Annotated in this window: 20 protein-coding genes; 17 read left to right on the top strand and 3 right to left on the bottom strand. The window is 68.8% G+C overall.

Annotated features, from left to right (window positions below):
* The first annotated feature begins 57 nt into the window (after positions 1 to 57).
* A complete protein-coding gene (locus tag M4D53_RS06345) occupies positions 58 to 519 on the top strand; it encodes a hypothetical protein (protein WP_259952766.1) in 462 nt (153 codons plus the stop codon).
* 15 nt (positions 520 to 534) lie between these two features.
* On the opposite strand, the gene M4D53_RS06340 is transcribed toward M4D53_RS06345, so the two are convergent.
* Genes M4D53_RS06340 through eccD form a run of 3 tightly spaced genes read right to left on the bottom strand, consistent with a single transcriptional unit; the run spans position 535 to position 4,538 of the window.
* On the bottom strand, positions 535 to 1,845 hold the full coding sequence (locus tag M4D53_RS06340) for a S8 family serine peptidase (protein ID WP_259952764.1): 1,311 nt from the start codon (positions 1,843 to 1,845) through the stop codon (positions 535 to 537).
* The gene (eccB, locus tag M4D53_RS06335) at positions 1,845 to 3,200 is read right to left on the bottom strand and encodes a type VII secretion protein EccB (RefSeq protein WP_259952763.1); all 1,356 of its coding nucleotides are present in this window, start codon (positions 3,198 to 3,200) and stop codon (positions 1,845 to 1,847) included. Before eccB ends, M4D53_RS06340 begins: the two co-directional genes overlap by 1 nt.
* 3 nt (positions 3,201 to 3,203) lie before the next feature.
* Positions 3,204 to 4,538 (bottom strand): type VII secretion integral membrane protein EccD, encoded by a 1,335-nt coding sequence (gene eccD, locus M4D53_RS06330; RefSeq protein WP_259952760.1) that lies wholly within the window; start codon positions 4,536 to 4,538, stop codon positions 3,204 to 3,206.
* Between the two features lie 155 nt (positions 4,539 to 4,693).
* Here eccD and M4D53_RS06325 point away from each other — a divergent pair, with 155 nt between their 5' ends.
* From M4D53_RS06325 to M4D53_RS06250, 16 genes are all read left to right on the top strand, one after another.
* Complete coding sequence (locus M4D53_RS06325; RefSeq protein WP_259952759.1) at positions 4,694 to 4,990, top strand: WXG100 family type VII secretion target; 297 nt, start codon at positions 4,694 to 4,696, stop codon at positions 4,988 to 4,990.
* On the top strand, positions 4,987 to 5,643 hold the full coding sequence (locus M4D53_RS06320) for a hypothetical protein (protein ID WP_259952757.1): 657 nt from the start codon (positions 4,987 to 4,989) through the stop codon (positions 5,641 to 5,643). The genes M4D53_RS06325 and M4D53_RS06320 overlap by 4 nt, the downstream gene beginning before the upstream one ends.
* A gap of 35 nt (positions 5,644 to 5,678) precedes the next feature.
* Entirely contained in the window at positions 5,679 to 5,990 is a 312-nt protein-coding gene (locus tag M4D53_RS06315; RefSeq protein ID WP_187663158.1) for a hypothetical protein, read from the top strand.
* A 24-nt stretch (positions 5,991 to 6,014) separates the two neighbouring features.
* Complete coding sequence (locus tag M4D53_RS06310; RefSeq protein WP_187663159.1) at positions 6,015 to 6,785, top strand: hypothetical protein; 771 nt, start codon at positions 6,015 to 6,017, stop codon at positions 6,783 to 6,785.
* A 7-nt stretch (positions 6,786 to 6,792) separates the two neighbouring features.
* Positions 6,793 to 7,524: a hypothetical protein gene (locus M4D53_RS06305; RefSeq protein WP_259952754.1), complete on the top strand. Its 732-nt coding sequence runs from the start codon at positions 6,793 to 6,795 to the stop codon at positions 7,522 to 7,524.
* Between the two features lie 192 nt (positions 7,525 to 7,716).
* Positions 7,717 to 8,031 carry a WXG100 family type VII secretion target gene (locus M4D53_RS06300; protein ID WP_187663161.1) on the top strand — a complete coding sequence of 105 codons (315 nt, stop codon included), beginning with the start codon at positions 7,717 to 7,719 and terminating at the stop codon, positions 8,029 to 8,031.
* A gap of 41 nt (positions 8,032 to 8,072) precedes the next feature.
* On the top strand, positions 8,073 to 8,354 hold the full coding sequence (locus tag M4D53_RS06295) for a WXG100 family type VII secretion target (RefSeq protein ID WP_136052373.1): 282 nt from the start codon (positions 8,073 to 8,075) through the stop codon (positions 8,352 to 8,354).
* 124 nt (positions 8,355 to 8,478) lie between these two features.
* Positions 8,479 to 8,874, top strand: coding sequence for a hypothetical protein (locus M4D53_RS06290; RefSeq protein WP_187663162.1), 396 nt, complete (start codon positions 8,479 to 8,481; stop codon positions 8,872 to 8,874).
* On the top strand, positions 8,874 to 10,235 hold the full coding sequence (locus M4D53_RS06285) for a S8 family peptidase (RefSeq protein WP_259952750.1): 1,362 nt from the start codon (positions 8,874 to 8,876) through the stop codon (positions 10,233 to 10,235). The genes M4D53_RS06290 and M4D53_RS06285 overlap by 1 nt, the downstream gene beginning before the upstream one ends.
* Entirely contained in the window at positions 10,232 to 11,620 is a 1,389-nt protein-coding gene (locus M4D53_RS06280; RefSeq protein ID WP_259952749.1) for a hypothetical protein, read from the top strand. Before M4D53_RS06285 ends, M4D53_RS06280 begins: the two co-directional genes overlap by 4 nt.
* A gap of 188 nt (positions 11,621 to 11,808) precedes the next feature.
* Positions 11,809 to 13,110 (top strand): S8 family peptidase, encoded by a 1,302-nt coding sequence (locus M4D53_RS06275; protein WP_259952747.1) that lies wholly within the window; start codon positions 11,809 to 11,811, stop codon positions 13,108 to 13,110.
* A 78-nt stretch (positions 13,111 to 13,188) separates the two neighbouring features.
* Positions 13,189 to 13,563: a YbaB/EbfC family nucleoid-associated protein gene (locus M4D53_RS06270; RefSeq protein ID WP_259952745.1), complete on the top strand. Its 375-nt coding sequence runs from the start codon at positions 13,189 to 13,191 to the stop codon at positions 13,561 to 13,563.
* The gene (locus M4D53_RS06265) at positions 13,563 to 13,853 is read left to right on the top strand and encodes a WXG100 family type VII secretion target (RefSeq protein ID WP_187663167.1); all 291 of its coding nucleotides are present in this window, start codon (positions 13,563 to 13,565) and stop codon (positions 13,851 to 13,853) included. Before M4D53_RS06270 ends, M4D53_RS06265 begins: the two co-directional genes overlap by 1 nt.
* 29 nt (positions 13,854 to 13,882) lie before the next feature.
* On the top strand, positions 13,883 to 14,215 hold the full coding sequence (locus M4D53_RS06260; protein ID WP_187663168.1) for a hypothetical protein: 333 nt from the start codon (positions 13,883 to 13,885) through the stop codon (positions 14,213 to 14,215).
* Positions 14,212 to 15,783: an alpha/beta hydrolase gene (locus M4D53_RS06255; protein WP_259952738.1), complete on the top strand. Its 1,572-nt coding sequence runs from the start codon at positions 14,212 to 14,214 to the stop codon at positions 15,781 to 15,783. Before M4D53_RS06260 ends, M4D53_RS06255 begins: the two co-directional genes overlap by 4 nt.
* On the top strand, positions 15,780 to 16,238 hold the full coding sequence (locus M4D53_RS06250; protein ID WP_232089166.1) for a hypothetical protein: 459 nt from the start codon (positions 15,780 to 15,782) through the stop codon (positions 16,236 to 16,238). Before M4D53_RS06255 ends, M4D53_RS06250 begins: the two co-directional genes overlap by 4 nt.
* Positions 16,239 to 16,252: the final 14 nt, after the last annotated feature.

Below are 16,252 nucleotides of genomic sequence, written 5' to 3'. Positions count from 1 at the left end.
GAAGGAGGCGCCGTGCGGTCCTCGCTAGGGTGGGACGTCGGGGGAGGGGACGGACGGATGGATCAGGGTGTGAAGCGGTCGGCGACGACGAGCAGCACGTCGCGGAGGCCACGTGTCGCCGGCGTGTTCGCCCTTGTGTTCGGTGCTCTGACGACGATCGTCGCGATTCCCTCGCTCGTCGCGGCGGGGACCGACCCGGGATTCCTCTTCGCGGGTCTGGTGGCTCTGGTCGTCGCAGCGGTGTCGTTCCTCTTCGCCGGCTTAGCCTTCCGGTTCGTCCGGGAGCCGTCGACGACGCTCACCGCGATGACCCCACTGCTCTGGCTCGTCGCGGCGGCGCTCTTCGTCGGTGTGCTGGGCAGCATGGGGGCCTTCGTCTACGGTCAGGTCGTTCAGAACCAGCAGAGCGCGGCCGTCGGGCTGCTCCTGCTCCCGTTGGCGGGAGGTGTCATGATCACCGGTGCGGTGCTCGTGGGGGCGGTCGTCAGGGCGCGACGGGCGGCAGCCGCCGGCCGGTGAGTCGGCCTCTGACTCTCAGACCTCGGGCTCGGGGCGGTCGAGGAGGCCGCCCTGTCGTTCGACGTCGGCCGCCGCGTCGGGCGGGGACTCCCGGCGTCGCCGGAGCACGATGAGGATGCCGAGGACCCCGAGCAGGGTCGCTCCGGCGATCGCGGCGATCAGCGCCACCTCGCGGGTGAGGATGAAGGGCGGCACGCCGTGGTCGGGGTCGACGCTCACGACCGGGGGTCGCACCGCGCTCTCCGCGGTGTCGAAGAAGGGGCTGACGGGCCCGCGCGTGGTGGGGTCGGGGAGGAGCTGGATGGCGGCCGACGGCCGGATGAAGCCCCAGCCGTTCACGTCGTCGCGGTTGTCGGCATCGGCGCGGAGTGCCGTGGCCGTCAGTCGATACGCCCACCCCGCCGGAGGATCGTCCGGGTGTGCCTGGGCGACCAGCGCGGCCGCCGCGCTCACGTAGCCAGTCGCGAAGCTCGATGCCGGGGCGTCGGAGGCGAACAGGCAGTCGCCGCCGCCCGTCGCCGCGGTGAGGACATTCGCGCCGGGGGCCGTGACGCCGACCTGCGGCCCGTGGATCGAGCTGTCGGTCGCGAGGCCGTTGGCGTCGGCCGCGCTGACGCCGAGGGCCTGTTCGTAGGCGGCGGGATACCGGGCTCCGTCTTCCGCCTCGGGGTCGGAGGCCCTGTTGCCGCCGCTGGCGACGACGAGCGCTCCGACGGCAGCCGCGTGCTCTACCGCCCCGCGCAGCGCAGGCGAGTCCGTCTCCTGTGACGACGAGACGTTGATGATGTCCGCGCCGTTGTCGGCCGCCCAGTTGATGCCGTCGGCGAGGCGCTGGGCGCTCGGGCCCCACCCCTTGTCGACGTCCTGCGGCGAATCGCTGCGGAACGCGCGCACGGACAGCAGGCGCGCGTCGGGGGCGAAGCCCACGACACCGGAGCCGGAGACGGGCTGCGCCGCGATCTGCCCGGCGATGGCCGTGCCGTGCCCGGTCAGATCGCTCAAGCCGTCAGCGCGTTCCCCGTCGCCGACGAGGTTCACACCGCCGACGACGACACCGGCGAGGTGCGGGTTGCCGGCGTCGATTCCGGAGTCGACGACCGCCACCACGACGCCCTTCCCGGTGGCGAGGCGGTTCGCGTCCTCCGCCCCGAGGGCCGCGAGTGCCGACGGCGTCTCGGGGGCGAAGACGACGGTGCCGGGCTCGCAGGCGCCGGTCGCCGTCGACACGATCGTCGCGGGGGCGGCCGGCGTGGCCACCGCGGCGGCGGGCGCCCCCAGCACGGCTGCGCCCACCACGAGGGTGGCGAGAGCGGCACGGCGGCGCATCAGTCGGCCCCGGAGCCGGGCGACTCTCTCGCGGCCTCGGTGGTCAGCGCCGGCCCGGCGGCGAAGAACTCGATCCACGCGCTCGGCACCCGTCCGACGTCGCCCGGGGTGTAGCCGAGCTGTGCGAGTGGTCCGCTCGCCGCGTCTTCGGCCGACTCGTCCAGGACGGCGCCCGGGACGGCGTAGGCGGTGCCGGACTCGTCGACGAGCACGGCCATGCCCACCGCTTCGTCCGACGGGCCGCTCGTCTGCACGAGGGCGCCGCCGCCGACGGTGACGCCGACGCGGTCGCGACCTTCCGGCAGCTCGGTGCTGGTGGACCCGAGGACGGTGCGGGCGTCGTCACCCAGGACCGCGCACGGCGTCTCGTCGGATGCGAGCGGCGTCAGCGGAAGCGTGGGCCAGTCGTCGCCACCGGCGTTCGGCACGGTGGGCACGTCGGCCACTTCCGCCGGCGACACCTCTTCCTCGTCCGTGCCGGCCTCCTGCGCACTGCCGAGCAGGTAGAGCTGGTACGCGAGCGGGCTGAGGCGCGCGAGCTCTCCGGTCGCGAGCGCGACGTAGCGCTCGTCCGCGGGGCTGCCCTGCACGTGCACGATCGTGCCCGCCGTCAGGTCGGTCCCCGGCACCTGGGCGCCGACGGCGTTCAGTCGGATCGGCTCCAGATCGGCGCCGCTCTCGAAGAGGTTGAGCCAGCGCCCGTCGACCTCGATGACGTCGCTGGTGCCGAGGCCGACCGCGCGCAACACCGCGTTGGCGTCGTCGGCGGGGACGGCGTATCGCAGGCCGCCGGCGATCACGAAGAGCTCGTCGCCACGCTGCACCACAGCGCCCGTGCCCGTCGACGGTGCCGCGATCGGCGTCCCCGACAGCGAGACGGCGGTCCCGGCAGCGTCGTCGATGCACGCGGTCCATGCCGTGTTGATGAGGGCGCTCGGGGTGGGCAGGTCGTCGGGGGCACCGAGGATGCCGATCGAACCGCCGACCGGGATGCCGTCGAGGGCGGCCTGATCCGTGCGCACGACCTTGAACTCGCCGGCGGGGATGAGCAGGCGGGCGCTGGCGGTGTTGATGACGGGGTACAGCGTCCCCTCGACCGAGACGTAGCGGGCGCCCGTGTCGGTGGCGACGATGAGGCGGTTGTTCTGCCAGTCACCGGGGAGTCCCGGCTGCATGATGCCCCAGAATACGCCGACGAGGATCACGCCGACGGTGAGGGCGATGCCCGCGATGACGGCGCGCAGCGGCTTGGCCGGTTCGAGCTCCTTGCCGCCGGGGGCGCCGCCGGTGAAGGCGGAGAGGAGTCGTCGTCGGCTGAAGCCCTGGGCCTCGATCAGGTCCTTCTTGGTCGCCATCGGTCAGACGAGCCCCGCCGTGATGACCCCGAGCGGGAGCAGGAGGGCGAGCGCGACGACCTCGACCGTGTCGCCGAGTCGCGTGAGGCGGAGGCGGGCCTTCGGCGTGAGCAGCGTGAGACCGATGAGGACCACGGTCGCGACCACGAGGATGAGCAGCATCCAGGTGCGCACGTCGGGGAGGGCGAGAGCGACGGTCACGCCGGTCGCGGCGAGGCCGATCGCCCCGATCGTCATCAGCACGAGCACACCGAGACGTGCGTGCATCTGCCGCGACTGGAACATCATGCCGACGAAGGCGAGCACGCACAGCACGGCGCCCGTGACACCGCTGGCGGCGACGAGCGGGGTCGCGATCAGGGCGGCGAGGCCGAGCGCGGCACGGAGCGCGATCAGCGTGCGGGTACCGGCCGCGGCGCGACGCTTCACCTCCTCGGCATCGATGGGCTGCGGCGCGGAGAACATGTCGGCATCACTCTGCGGCGAGATCACCCGGATGCGGGTGGAGCTCAGGGCCAGCCAGGGGATGCCGTTCGCGAGCAGCGCCGTGGTCGCGAGCATCAGGGCGTACGAGGCGAGCGGATCGCCGAAGACCGCGGCCGCCGTGGCCGTGATCCCGACCGAGGCGCCGAGGGCGATGGGCACGAGGTGGATCTCGGGCTTGTCCTGGGTGACGGCCAGGCTGAGGCCTCCGACGACGACGAGTCCGAGCCCGAGAGCGGCGAGCGGCCAGCCCCAGATGCTCTGCGCGGGGACCGCGAGGTAGCCCGCGAGCCCGCCGTACGCCGCGGCGGTGAGTCCGAGCGCATGACCGGCCTCCGGCTGCCGCAGCCGCATCAGCACCGCGGCCGCGACGCTGAGCACGACCGCGCCCGATCCCGCGATGATCGCCGGGAGCAGAGACGTCGGCGGCGTCGCGACGAGGAGCACGGCGCAGAGGGCGAGGAAGGTGAGGCTGACGAAGAGGGCGGTGCGGGAGCTGTCCGCGGGCGTCCAGGAGTTGTGCTGCTCCGCCGTCGCGTCGATCACGGCTTCCACGACGTCGTCGTAGATGCGCGGCTCGCGCATGAGCCCGCCGCGCACCAGGGTCAGCAGCTCGCCGTCGTGCACGCCCTGGGCCGCGGCGCCGCGAGCGGGGTCGAGGGGTGTGCCATCCGCCCGCTGCAGCGCGTATCCGCCGTGCGTGAGGGTCGGATCCAGCACGCCCAAACTCCGAGCGAAGCCGGGGATGATCTCGACCAGGGGGACCTGCGATGGCACCCCCACGTCGAGCCTGCGGTCGTCGCTGACCACGGAGATCCGCAGCACGGTTCCTGCCACGGTGCCGCTCTGGCTCATATCGGTGGTGTCCCCCCACGTGTGCGATGCTCTCCCGCCGCAGGCGTTGCGGGGGTCCGGCCCGGACTCACTCTAGTTGACAGGCCAGATACTATCTGTTGCGAACGCGTGGACGAGCGATGGCGGCGTCGCGCGACCGGAGGAAGGCGGGGGAGATGTCGGAAGAGATGAAGATCGGCGGCTCGCAGATCGAGGCGCTGGTCGGTGAGCTCCGTGGGGCGCGCGACGAGATCGCGCGACTGCTCGGCGACCTGCAGGCGAGCCTGGACCGGCTCGCAGGTGAGTGGAGCGGCGAGGCCCATCGCGCATATGCGCACGCCCAGGGGCGCTGGAATGCACTGATGCAGGAGATGCAGGACGAGCTCGACCGCGTGCAGCGACGGACCGGGGACTCGAACGACGTCTTCGCGAACGCACAGCGGTCCACCAAGAGCTTGTGGAGTGAGGCATGACGAATCACGATTCGACGCATGAGCGTCTGGGAGCCCTGCGCGCGGCGGACCCCGAGATCTGGACAGTGTCCGACGATGATGGGCTCGTACAGGTGTCGGTCGGGGCCGACGGTGCGTTCGACCTGCTGCGCCTGTCGCCGCAGTGGTGGCGATCGGTGCGCGCGGAGGATGTCGGTCCGCTGATCCTGCGGCTGTTCCGTGCGAGCGAGGCGTCCAGGAATCAGACGAAGGTGGAACTGGAAGAGGAGCTGGGGCACCGCGCCTCAGCGGGCGAGACCGCTCCCACCGTGGAGACGCCGAGAACGCAGGGCCGCGCCGCCCTCAGCGCTCGGCTCGGCAACCTTCTCGCCGCGTTCTCCGAACTCGACGACTATCGGCGATCCGTCGAAGCAGCGACGCGCGAGTCGATTCAGCTGCGCAGCCCGTCGGGAAACGTGACGCTCGAGCTGGTCGGCGGGACTCCTCGCGCCCTGGACGTCGACCCCTACAACGTCCAGTTCACGCCCGAACAGACTCTCGCGTCCGAGATCGTCGGACTGTTCCAGGAAGCGGACCATTGGCTGCGTGATCAGCGTGACCGCGTGCTCGGTGACCTGCCGGAGCTCGAGGCGGTCGTGTCATCCGTCCGCGCCCGCACCCACCCCTCGCACTGACCACCCCTGCACCCGCATAGCGACGACGGAGGACCATGAGTTACGAAGACTATGAGGCGGCGCTCGAAGATCTCGAGGCGGACTCGAAGGTGTGGAGCGACCTGTCCACGACGTACGGCGAAGTGGCCGGGATCGTCGAGGAGTGCGCACTGGCCCGATTCGAGATGGACGGAATCGGACACATGGTCGGTGCCGAAGAGAACTACAACACGGCGCAGGACACGATCTCGACGCTCGTCGACGATGCCAAGATCGCGCTCCAGGCCGTGTCGGACAAGCTTGTCCAGACGAAGCGGAACTACGAGGCGGCCGACGGCTACTCGCAGTGGTTGCTGGATCAGGGCTGAGCCGGAGCCTCGGAGAGGAACAACATGGAGTTCATCACACCCACCGACCAGGGTTCGTTCGACGACCTGGTGCGCAACGTCACCGACGGCATCGCCGAGACCGGCCAGAAGCTCACGGAATGCAACGAGGCGTACGACGCCAAGAAGGGCGACATCAGCCTCTGGGATAAGTTCCTCGACTGGTTCAAGAACACCATGAACGAGGTCAGGGAACGTCTCAACGACGCCATCGAGAAGTACAACGAGTTCGTCGCCACGATCGCCGACTATCTGAGTCCCGGCAATCCGTTCGCGATGTACGCGAAGCACGACAAATGGATCACGGTCAAACAGAAGATCACCGGCTCGAAGACGACGATCGAAGGTTCCTACCTGCGCGCGGACAGCACGTGGAAGGGCGACCCCGGCGATGGCTACGGTGACCTCGCGGAACGGCAGAAGGCCGCGATGGACACCCTGGCGGGGTACACGGACTCGATGATGGACTTTCTCAACGAGTACGCGGAGAAGATCCTCAACGCGTGGATCGACTTCGGTGAGCGGATGATCACCTACATGCTCGACCAGGTCGACGCGGCGTCCGAGTTCATCTCGGCAGACCCGCTGAAGTGGCTCGACATCGTGCCGAAGATCGTGAATGTCTGCACGAACCTTGCGCAACTCGCGGTGGACATGACGGCGCAGCTGGCCCGGAACTTCACCGCATCGAAGAGCACCGCCGACTCGCTCAAGCAGGGGATGGCCAATCTCTACGGCTTCCCGAACGGCACCTGGCCGGCTGCCGTCATCTACTGAGGTGATCATGCACGAAACCCGCATCCGCCGTGCGCGGAAACTGCTCGCGTGGACGGGGGCCCTCTGCCTGGCCGCCTCCATGAGCGCGTGTGCTCCGGCGTCGCCGGTGCAGCCGATCGCGACAAGCATCGACGACCTGCAGGCAGAAGCCACGGTCGAGAACTTCTTCGAACTCCTCGAGGACGGAGATGCGCGATCGGCGGCGTTGATGACCGACCTCGACGTCGACATCGACGCCGACGAGGCGCTGCTGCTCGCCGACGAGGTGTACTCGTCTGTCGATTCGAGGCCTGAACTCGTCGAGGTCACCCGGGCGGAGACGGTCGCGGACGGCGCGCAGGTACAGGTGCGGTACCAGGTCGGAGACGACACCAGGGACGAGACCATGCACCTCGTCCGCATCCCGAAGGAGGGCACGGTCCCGGAGCATCGCCTCGTCCATCTGTCGTCCGAGACGGTCGGGGTGGACATGTCGGGTGCGGAACGGCTGCCCGACGGCACGGAGTACCGCATCAACGGCGTGGACGTGACCGCGGCGATCGTCGCGGCAGTGCAGAATGCGTCCGCCACGGGAGGGACACCGCGCGTGCTGGCGTTCGGTGGCAGCTACCCGATCGACGTCGTGGTTCCGGGTGGCGACGGATTCACCGACACGTTCCTGCTCGAGGTCCCCACCTTCGTCGGTGGCGATTCAGCCGGCGAAGGATTCGCGGACTTCGTCCGTCAGCACGGGTTCTGAGTGGTGAGGGCACTCATTCATCGATCGAACATAGAAATTTCCATACGGATCTGTCCAGGCCGTTGGAAATGGGCACCGACCTGCCTTAGCCTATGTGCGGAAACAGATTGGTCGGGGGTTGTTCCGAAGTCGTCCCGTATCGGGAAGGCGCTCCCCCGCGTGTGTCCTCATGGGGACCGGAGGGAGTGAGTAATGGCTGATGTCATCTCCGCAGAAGAGGGGGCTCTGCGTCGCGGAGCCCAGGCCGTGCGGGAGACGAAGTCCGGGATCGATCAGCAGACCAAGAAGGTCCGCGGTGAGATCGAGCAGCTGCGCGGGTTCTGGACGGGTGCGGCTGCCGCATCGTTCACCACGCTGATGTCGCGGTGGGACGAGCAGGCTCGTCAGCTCAACGAGGTCCTCGTGACGCTCGAGGATGCCCTCGCCGGCACCGAGCGCGACCAGGCCGCGACCGAAGAAGCTCACCAGCAGACCATCTCGGGCCTCGGCTCGATGATGGGCGCCTGAGCGCAGACCGCAGAGATTTCAAGGAGAACATGATGCAGTCGATGTCCGTTCGCCCGGAGCAGGTCAACGCTCTCGCGGCGCAGATCCGCAGCGGGTCGCAGGGTATTCGTTCCGAGCTGGACCGCCTCGAGTCCGAGGTCGGCAAGCTGCGTGCGGCGTGGGATGGTGCCGCGCAGCAGGCCTACGACCAGGCGCAGGCCAAGTGGAACCGCTCGCTGAGCGAGATGCAGCAGCTGCTCACGCAGATCGCCGGGAAGACCGAGGAGATCTCGGGTCAGTACGTGCAGACCGACAAGTCGGCTGCGGGGCGCTTCGGCGCGTGAACCCGGGGCGCGGGTCTGGCGCAGAGATGCGTCGGGCCCGCGCCGTCTGCTGTGCTTTTCGGTGAGCCACCGGACGGTACAGCAGGCGTGACGGGATCGCCGGAGGAAAGAAGAGGGGGCGTCGATGACCATCGGAATCGACCTTGATCAGATACTCGCTGAGATCAAGCGCATTCAGCGGGACATGCAGCAGCTTCCTGCTGCATCCGAGGTCGCCGTCTCGGAAGGTGGCGTGTCGGAAGCGACCGCGGATTTCCGCTACGCCGTCAAGCGTGTCGCCGACGGCATGGGCAAAGCGACACAGAACTCGATCGTCGCGCTGAACGACGCCAACGAAGCCATGCGTCTCGCGGTCATGGCCATCGCGGAACAGGATGCAGCGATCGCCGACGAAGCGAAGCTCATCCTCTCCTTGTTGGATTCCGCCGTGGAGCAGGCTCCGACGACGCCCCAGCCGACGCCCGCAGGGGCGCAGACCTCGGAGACCTCGACGGATGAGCCCGAGGAGATGGACTACTGATGAAAAGCGGACGACACCTGGTCGCTGCCGCGATCGGCGTGGTCGCGATGAGCGTCGCGGTCGCCGTGCCGGCGACAGCATCGGATGCGTCCGAGGGCGGGCTGTGGTATTTCAACCGGGGCAAGGTGCAGGCCGCACAGGACGCCGGCCTCGACGGTTCCGGAGTGACGATCGCCGTGATCGACACCCAGGTGAATCCGGATGCTCCCGGTCTGCGGGGCGCTGACCTCCAGGTGCGGGAGGAGTCGTTCTGTTTCGACGAGTCGGGAAAGCGGTATGACGCGATCTCCTCGGACTATGTCGCGGCGAATCACGGCACGAACGTCGCCTCGATGATCCTGGGCACGGGAGAGGCGGTCGGCGGCACCCCCATCAAGGGTGTGGCGCCGGGCGCGACGGTGCTCTATTACAACTCGATGATCACCACCAGCGCGCCGGAGGGGAACGACGTCGAGTCCACCTGCCTGCAGGAGAACGGCGAGCTGATCAATGATGATCTGAGCGATGAGGGAATGCGCCGCCCCTCCGGCCTGGCAAAGGCGATCTCGGCGGCGGTGGACGACGGTGCGGATATCATCTCGGTTTCGCTGGGCGGGCTGGTCGACGCCGCGGATTCGGTGGCGAAGGCTCATGCGGCCGGAGTCGTGGTGTTGGGTTCGCTGCCGAATGTGGGCGGGGTCGGTGACTGGCCTTCGAGCTACAACGGTGTCGTCGCCGTGCAGGCGTTCGGCCCCGATGGCAAGATCCAGTACTCGACGTACGATCCGGTGCTCGCCGAGCCCTCGCCGAATCTGAGTGAGGACGTGAAGGTGGCGTCTCCGGGGCTGGAGATCATCGCGCAGGGCACCGCGGACTCGTGGGACGCGCAGCAACTGCGTTCGGGGACCTCGTTGGCGACGCCGATCGCGGCCGGCTTCCTGGCGGTCGTGAAGCAGAAGTACCCGGAGGCGACGTCCAATCAGCTCATCCAGAGCATGATCCACAACACCGGGACGAAGGGCGAGCACGAACCGAAGTGGAACAACAGCGGCGGGTACGGGGCGATATCGCTCTCCGGCATGCTGGCTGTCGATCCGACGAAGTACCCGGATGTGAACCCGCTCTGGGACGCCGACGATGAGAACGCTGTTCCCCAGCAGGCCAACGTGGACGAGGAAGCCGCACTGCTCGCCGCGAGCGCTTCTCCGCAGCCGACGAGTGAGGCGGGCGATGATGCGGGTACCGCGGGGACGGATCTCGTACCGCTGCTGATCGGCGGTGGGGCCGTGCTCGCCATCCTCGTCATCGGCGGAGTGGTACTCGCCGTGGTGCTGACGAGCTCATCACGACGACAGAAGACGCAACAAGGGGGAGACCGATGACTGGACCGTACGAAACCGAGCTCAATCGCATTCGCGGACTCGAGGACTGGCGCATCCCGAAAGCCGCTTCCCTGCAGACGGCGCTCAACTCCCTCGTCGGTGCACTGGGCACCGTGCTGGATTCGTCGGCGTGGAAGGGCAGCTCTTTCGAAGCCGCACGAGAGTCGCTGGGGAAGCTGCAGGAGAACTTCCGCATCCTCGAAACTTACGTCGGACAGCTCACCACGACGATCGAGAACGCGAACACCTACCGTCGCAACGCGGCATCGACGGAGCTTCCGTCGACCAGGATCGACCCGTTCTGGGCGAACGCCGCCAAGGTCGGTTCCGTCGTCGTGCACCCCGTTCTCGGCCCGCTCGCCGCGGACAAGGCGCTCGATGTGATCGGCGGCTTCCTCGGCAACAAGCGTGAGGAAGAGGCGAAGCGCATCGTGCAGCAGATCGAGTCGGCCCTCGCGCCGTCCGCGAAGTCGCTCACGGCCGCGTCCGCGACACTGTCGGAGTTCGACCCGCGGGTCGCGGTTCCCGCACCGCCGCAGAAGCCGGTGGACCCGGGCACGGATGTCACCGCTCCGCACATCTCCTATCCCGGAGGCGGAAGCTCCCCCGGCGGCTCCAGCCCGGGTGGCGGAGGCCATCCGGGAAGCGTGAGTCCGCCTGCCTCCCCTGGCGGTGGACAGATCGGCGGGGTGAACCCTGGTGGCTGGGAGCCGACACCTCCCGGCGGCGGCTGGGAGCCCACCCCTCCCGGCGGCTGGGAGCCGACCCCTCCCGGTGCGGGCGGCGATGATCCCTCGATCGACTCTCCCGGCGGCGGCCTGCTTCCGGGCGGGCCCGGTGGCGGTTCCGGCGGTTCCGGTGGTCCCGGCGGCTCCGGTTCCGGCTCGCTTCCCGGCGGTGCCCTTCCGGGCGGGGTCTTCCCCGGCGGTGGCGGGGGACTCGGCGGCATCGTGGGCGGTGGCGCCGGTGCGGCGGCGATCGCGGCGAGCTCGAAGATCGCCGGCTTCGGCAGCATGGGCGGACTCGGCGGTGCCGGCTTAGGGCCGGGCGCAGGCGCTGGGCTCAAGGCCGGTGGCGGTCTGCTCGGTAACTCCGCCGTCGGTGGTGTCGGCGGCGTCGGTGGAGCAGGAGGTCCCGGCGGTATGGCCGGTGCCGGCGGCGTCGGCGGGGCGGGTGCCTCGGGCACCGGGTCCTCCGGCGCGGCAGGTGCCGGTGGCCGACCCGGCATGGGCATGATGGGCGGCGCCGGTGGCGCCGACGAGGAGGAGAAGGCGAAGCGTTCGGGCCTCGGTGGTCCTATCGCGCCGAAGCTGGAGGACGACGAGGAAGCTGGCCCCCGCGCCAAGGGCGCTCGCGCCGGATCCCGCGACGAGCCTGCCAACTGAATGACGCCGCTCTGGTCCGAAGAGGCCGGGCGCGGCGACCGCGTCGGATGAGTCCGGGGAGTTCGGGGTGCCGCAAAGAAGGGGGACCAATGGGGGGTCGAGGTAGCCGTCGTCATTCGACACAGACCTCGCCGTCCGCCACAGGATCGATGCGGCGAGTGTCTCGCGGTCTAGCCGCGGTCGTCGGCGTGGCCGGCTTTGCGATGGCGGCCCTAGTGCCGTCGGCGGCGGTGGCAAAGACGGCGGACTCGGGCTTGTGGTGGTTCGATCGTGGCCGGATTCAGGAAGCCCACGATGCAGGCTTCGATGGTTCCGGTGTCAAGGTGGCCGTGATCGACAGTCAGATCAATCCGGATGCGGTCGGTCTCCGCGGGGCGGACGTGACGGTCCGGGAGCCGTCGTACTGTCTGGACGCGTCAGGGACGCCGTATCCGGCGGCCTCGACAGATTACGTGGCCTCGCATCATGCGACGAACGTCGCATCGATGATCGTGGGAACGGGGGAGGCGCCCGCTGGCGGCGCCCCGGTGAAGGGCGTCGCGCCCGGGGTGGAGATGCTGTTCTACACTGCGCCGGTGGCCGACGGTGTCCTCGACGACGAGGGTGAGGATGCTGAGTGTCTGCAGGAGGGTGGCAGCAAGTTGGCGGCGGACAACCGGACAGGGCTGGACCATGCCGTCTCGGACGCAGTGGCTGACGGGGCGGACATCATCTCCATCTCCTCCGGTGGCATGGACGCATCGAAGGGCATCGCGGAGGCTTACGCCAACGACGTGGTGGTGGTCGCCAGTATGCCGAACGAGGACGGGATCGCCTCCCCGCCGGCCAGTCTGAACGGTGTCGTGGCCGTGCAGGCGTTCGGTGAGGACGGCAAGATCCAGAACGGGCAGTACGGGAAGCCGAACGTGAGTGACGACGTCATCGCCGCCGCCCCGGGAATCGGTCTGTTGCTGCAGGGCGCGTCGGACTCGTGGGAGGCGCAGTCGCTCGGATCGGGGACGTCGTACGCGACGCCGATCGTGGCGGGGATGCTGGCGGTCGTGAAGCAGAAGTATCCGGAAGCTACAGCGGGGCAGCTGATTCAGAGTCTCATCCACAACACGGGCACGAAGGGCGAGCACGAGCCGAAATGGAACTCCGGCACGGGATACGGCGCGGCGTCTCTTGCCGGGATGCTGGCGGTGGATCCAACGAAGTACCCGGATGAGAATCCGATCTTCGATGCCGATGATCCGAACGCCTCCCCGTCACTTGCGATGGTGAACGAGGTCAAGGCGGCACAGGATCGGGAAAATGCGACAGCGAGTCCACGACCCTCTTCCGCGCCCGGCGGGGCCGAGCAACCATCGGATGTGTCGGCGATGCCGTGGGTGATCGGCGGCGGGATCGTCGTCACTGTTCTGGTTGTGGGCGGGATCATCCTCGCAATCGTCGTGGCGCGCAACTCACGACGACAGACCGCCGCGCAAGGGGGAAAGCATGAGCAGTGAGCGCAATCGGTCACTCGACTCGTTGTGACCGAACGGAGGGGGAAGAAGATGCCGGAGGGAAATGACGTTCTCGCGTCTATGGAGGCGTTGAACGCGAAGATCGATGCGCAGATCGCGCGTTCGCGTGTGCTCGCGGAAGAAGCGGCGCGGGTGTCTGCCGAGGCGACGCAGACCACGGCGACGGTCACGTCGTCGGACGGTCGGGTCACGGTGGTGGCGCAGCCGACCGGGGCGATCGCCGAGGTACGGCTGTCGAGCGCCGTCGACGATGCGATCGCGCTCGGCGCGACGATCACCGACACGATCGCTGCGGCTCAGCGCGCGGCGGCCGACGCCGTGGTCGAGTCCCTGGCGCAGACGCTCGGTGCGGATTCCGGGCTGGTCGACGCTGTCCGGCGGGACGTCCAGGTCGCGTTTCCGGCCCCGGGCGACGACACCCTCGGGTACCGCTGATGGCGACGATCGAGGTCAACCCGTCCCGCCTGGCCGCGGCTGCGCGCTCCATCGGCGATGCGTCCGCGAACATCGACGCGGCCCTGGAGCAGCTCGTCGGGATCGCCGGCGTGCTGCGGGATTCGTGGTCGGGGGAGGCCCAGTCCGCGTTCGACTCCGCGCACGGGCGCTTCGACCTGTCGATGCGGGAGCGCAGCGCCCTCGTCGAGGCCATCGCGACCACCCTGGACGATCTCGCGACGTCGTACTCCGAGACGGACCTGGCCGGCCAGCGCGCACTCGGGGGGTAACTGAACATGACGATGTCGGGAGGATGGAAATGACCACGGGAGCGGCGAACCAGCAGATCGTCGTCGACGCGGATCTGCTGCAGGCTCATGTGCGGGCGCTCTCGGATGCCGCGGACATCCTGCGCGGCGCCGCGGCGAACGCGGCCGGCGGCGTGGGCGGAGAGGCGTTCGGTGCCCTGTGCACCCCCCTGCTCGGCCCGGCGGTGTCGGCACTCGCAGAGGCATCCCGGTCGACGCTCGCGACGGCGAGCGCGCTCTCGGCACTGACGTCTGCGGCTCTCGCAGCCACTGTCGGACAGTTCCGCGAGGTGGAGGAGACCGCCGTGACGACGTTCCGCGCGATCGAAGGACAGGCCCTGTGACCGCGGTCGCCGCGATCAGCGGCCAGGTGCGATCCGGGTCCTGGGCAGCGGGCGCTGCGGGCTACACGTCGGCGCAGGCCGATTGTGCGAGCATCCCCGGCATCGCCGGTCTGCTGATCCAGTACATCCAGCCCCTCCGCGAGTGGTTCGACGATCTGCTCGGCGACCCGGGCACCGTCGGCGCCTTCGCGGCGCGCTGGGAGGACGCGGAGCGCGCGCTCGGCAGGACGCACGCGATGCTCAGCGACGCTGATCGTCGGCTGGTCGACCTGGACGGCCGCACGGTCAGGGCGTTGCGCGAGCGCTTCTCCGATGTGCTCTCCGTGAGCGAGGACGGCGTGCAGTGGACGGGCGCGACTGCGAGCGCCGTGCGTGCGGTCTCGCACATCATCGAGTCCACCCGCGTGCTGATCTGCGACTTCCTCGGCCGTCTCAGCCGATTCGCCGAGGACCTCTTCGGATGGTCGGTGAACCCGCTGTCGAAGCTCAAGGACCTCGAGCGGTTCGCGAACTCCGCCGCGGAGTTCGTCACGGTCGGCGGCGCGCTCGTGAAGAACCTCATCAGCGCCGTCGTCTCACTCGCGGAGCTGCTGTACAAGCTCGTCCCGCTGGTCGGCGACGCGCTGCAGCGGCTCCGCGGAGTGATCGCCGACATGATGCCCGTGCTCGGGGGGCTGTTCGGCGGCCCGCTCGGAGTCCTCGGCGGCAATGTGCTGGACGACTTCCTCGACACGGACGTGAATGTGCGGGAGATCGACCCGGATGACCTGAGCGGGAGGGCGCTCCTCGCGTGGATCGAGGCGCACGAAGTCACCAACCTGCGCTCCCTCTCGGATCTCGTCGCGGTGAACACGACGACGGACGCCATGGGCGGTCAGGACGCGACGGTCATCGACATCAAGCAGGTGCGGGCGGCGGACGGTTCGACCCACTGGGTGGTGTCGCTGCCCTCGACGCAGCCGTGGGAGTTCGACGGGCCGCACGGTGCGATGAACGACCGCGACAGCAACCTGGCTCTCATGATGGACAACCCGGTCTTCCGTGGACAGTATGAGCGCGCGGTCCTGCAGGCGATGAAGGAAGCGGGGATTCCCGCCGGCGCTGATGTCGTCCTGACCGGTTTCAGCCAGGGAGGCATCATGGCGGCCAACCTCGCTGCCGACCCGACCTTCCCTTACAAGCCGCTCGCGGTGGTGACGAACGGTTCACCCGTCGACAACTTCGCGGTGCCGCCGCACGTCCCCGTCTATGCGTTCCAACACGCATCGGACGTCGTGCCGATGACCGATGGAAGCGCGGTGGCGGTGCCCGGACTACCCGGGCTGGCCCCCATCGACGTCCCGCACACGCCGATCACGGTTCTGCCGCCTAACATGCATCAGATCACGCTCCCCGACCCGCCAGGAAAGCACCTTTTCGATGCGCACGACAATGATGCGTACGCGGAATCCGTCGCCGCGTGGGAACGACACTATCGGTCTGAGAACGATGGCGAAGACCCCTGGGATCTCGCCGGACTCGGGGGGCAGGTCATCGACCACCAGGTGTATTCGGGGGTGGAGCATTGAGGCGTCATCGCGCTCTTGCTGCCGCCGCGCTTCTCGCAGGGGCGGTCTCTTCCCTTACCGGTTGCTCGCTCGTAGCTGGCGATCTGGCGGACGACGAGGTCGAGGAGATCCCCGCGGCGCTGTTGGCCTCCGATGTCGGAGTCACCGAGGCGTTTGCAGAGAAGGCGACGAGCGGCCTCTCCTTCGAGCTGTCGGTCGGCGTCTATCTCGATGATGCGGAGTTCACCGAGTCGGACCTCGCGTCGGTTCTTCAGATCATCATCGATGAGAACGATCTGCCGACCGATGACATCGAGCTTGCGGTCCGTGACGTCGACGGTGCGGCCATCGACCTCGAATCGATGATGGAGCGGCTGGTCCCGGGAGTCGTCGACACGTCTGTGTATGGGCACGTCACGCTCACGACCGACGGCGCACGCGAGATCATCGACGCCGTCGGAGCGGGGGCATCGTGATCCCCCGAAGTGCC

The organism is Microbacterium meiriae, assembly GCF_025143875.1.
GTDB classification, from domain to species: Bacteria; Actinomycetota; Actinomycetes; order Actinomycetales; family Microbacteriaceae; genus Microbacterium; species Microbacterium meiriae.
The sequence above is the reverse complement of the archived record's forward strand: the minus strand, read 5'-3'. Positions and strand labels throughout refer to the sequence as shown.

Excerpts from the sequence above, each read along its gene's own strand:
- M4D53_RS06280 (WP_259952749.1), top strand. The coding sequence starts at position 10,232 with ATGACTGGACCGTACGAAACCGAGCTCAATCGCATTCGCGGACTCGAG.
- M4D53_RS06340 (WP_259952764.1), bottom strand. The coding sequence starts at position 1,845 with ATGCGCCGCCGTGCCGCTCTCGCCACCCTCGTGGTGGGCGCAGCCGTG.
- M4D53_RS06285 (WP_259952750.1), top strand. The coding sequence starts at position 8,874 with ATGAAAAGCGGACGACACCTGGTCGCTGCCGCGATCGGCGTGGTCGCG.
- eccB (WP_259952763.1), bottom strand. The coding sequence starts at position 3,200 with ATGGCGACCAAGAAGGACCTGATCGAGGCCCAGGGCTTCAGCCGACGA.
- M4D53_RS06345 (WP_259952766.1), top strand. The coding sequence starts at position 58 with ATGGATCAGGGTGTGAAGCGGTCGGCGACGACGAGCAGCACGTCGCGG.
- M4D53_RS06320 (WP_259952757.1), top strand. The coding sequence starts at position 4,987 with ATGACGAATCACGATTCGACGCATGAGCGTCTGGGAGCCCTGCGCGCG.
- M4D53_RS06305 (WP_259952754.1), top strand. The coding sequence starts at position 6,793 with ATGCACGAAACCCGCATCCGCCGTGCGCGGAAACTGCTCGCGTGGACG.
- M4D53_RS06315 (WP_187663158.1), top strand. The coding sequence starts at position 5,679 with ATGAGTTACGAAGACTATGAGGCGGCGCTCGAAGATCTCGAGGCGGAC.
- eccD (WP_259952760.1), bottom strand. The coding sequence starts at position 4,538 with ATGAGCCAGAGCGGCACCGTGGCAGGAACCGTGCTGCGGATCTCCGTG.
- M4D53_RS06300 (WP_187663161.1), top strand. The coding sequence starts at position 7,717 with ATGGCTGATGTCATCTCCGCAGAAGAGGGGGCTCTGCGTCGCGGAGCC.
- M4D53_RS06290 (WP_187663162.1), top strand. The coding sequence starts at position 8,479 with ATGACCATCGGAATCGACCTTGATCAGATACTCGCTGAGATCAAGCGC.
- M4D53_RS06295 (WP_136052373.1), top strand. The coding sequence starts at position 8,073 with ATGTCCGTTCGCCCGGAGCAGGTCAACGCTCTCGCGGCGCAGATCCGC.
- M4D53_RS06260 (WP_187663168.1), top strand. The coding sequence starts at position 13,883 with ATGACCACGGGAGCGGCGAACCAGCAGATCGTCGTCGACGCGGATCTG.
- M4D53_RS06270 (WP_259952745.1), top strand. The coding sequence starts at position 13,189 with ATGGAGGCGTTGAACGCGAAGATCGATGCGCAGATCGCGCGTTCGCGT.
- M4D53_RS06325 (WP_259952759.1), top strand. The coding sequence starts at position 4,694 with ATGTCGGAAGAGATGAAGATCGGCGGCTCGCAGATCGAGGCGCTGGTC.
- M4D53_RS06265 (WP_187663167.1), top strand. The coding sequence starts at position 13,563 with ATGGCGACGATCGAGGTCAACCCGTCCCGCCTGGCCGCGGCTGCGCGC.
- M4D53_RS06310 (WP_187663159.1), top strand. The coding sequence starts at position 6,015 with ATGGAGTTCATCACACCCACCGACCAGGGTTCGTTCGACGACCTGGTG.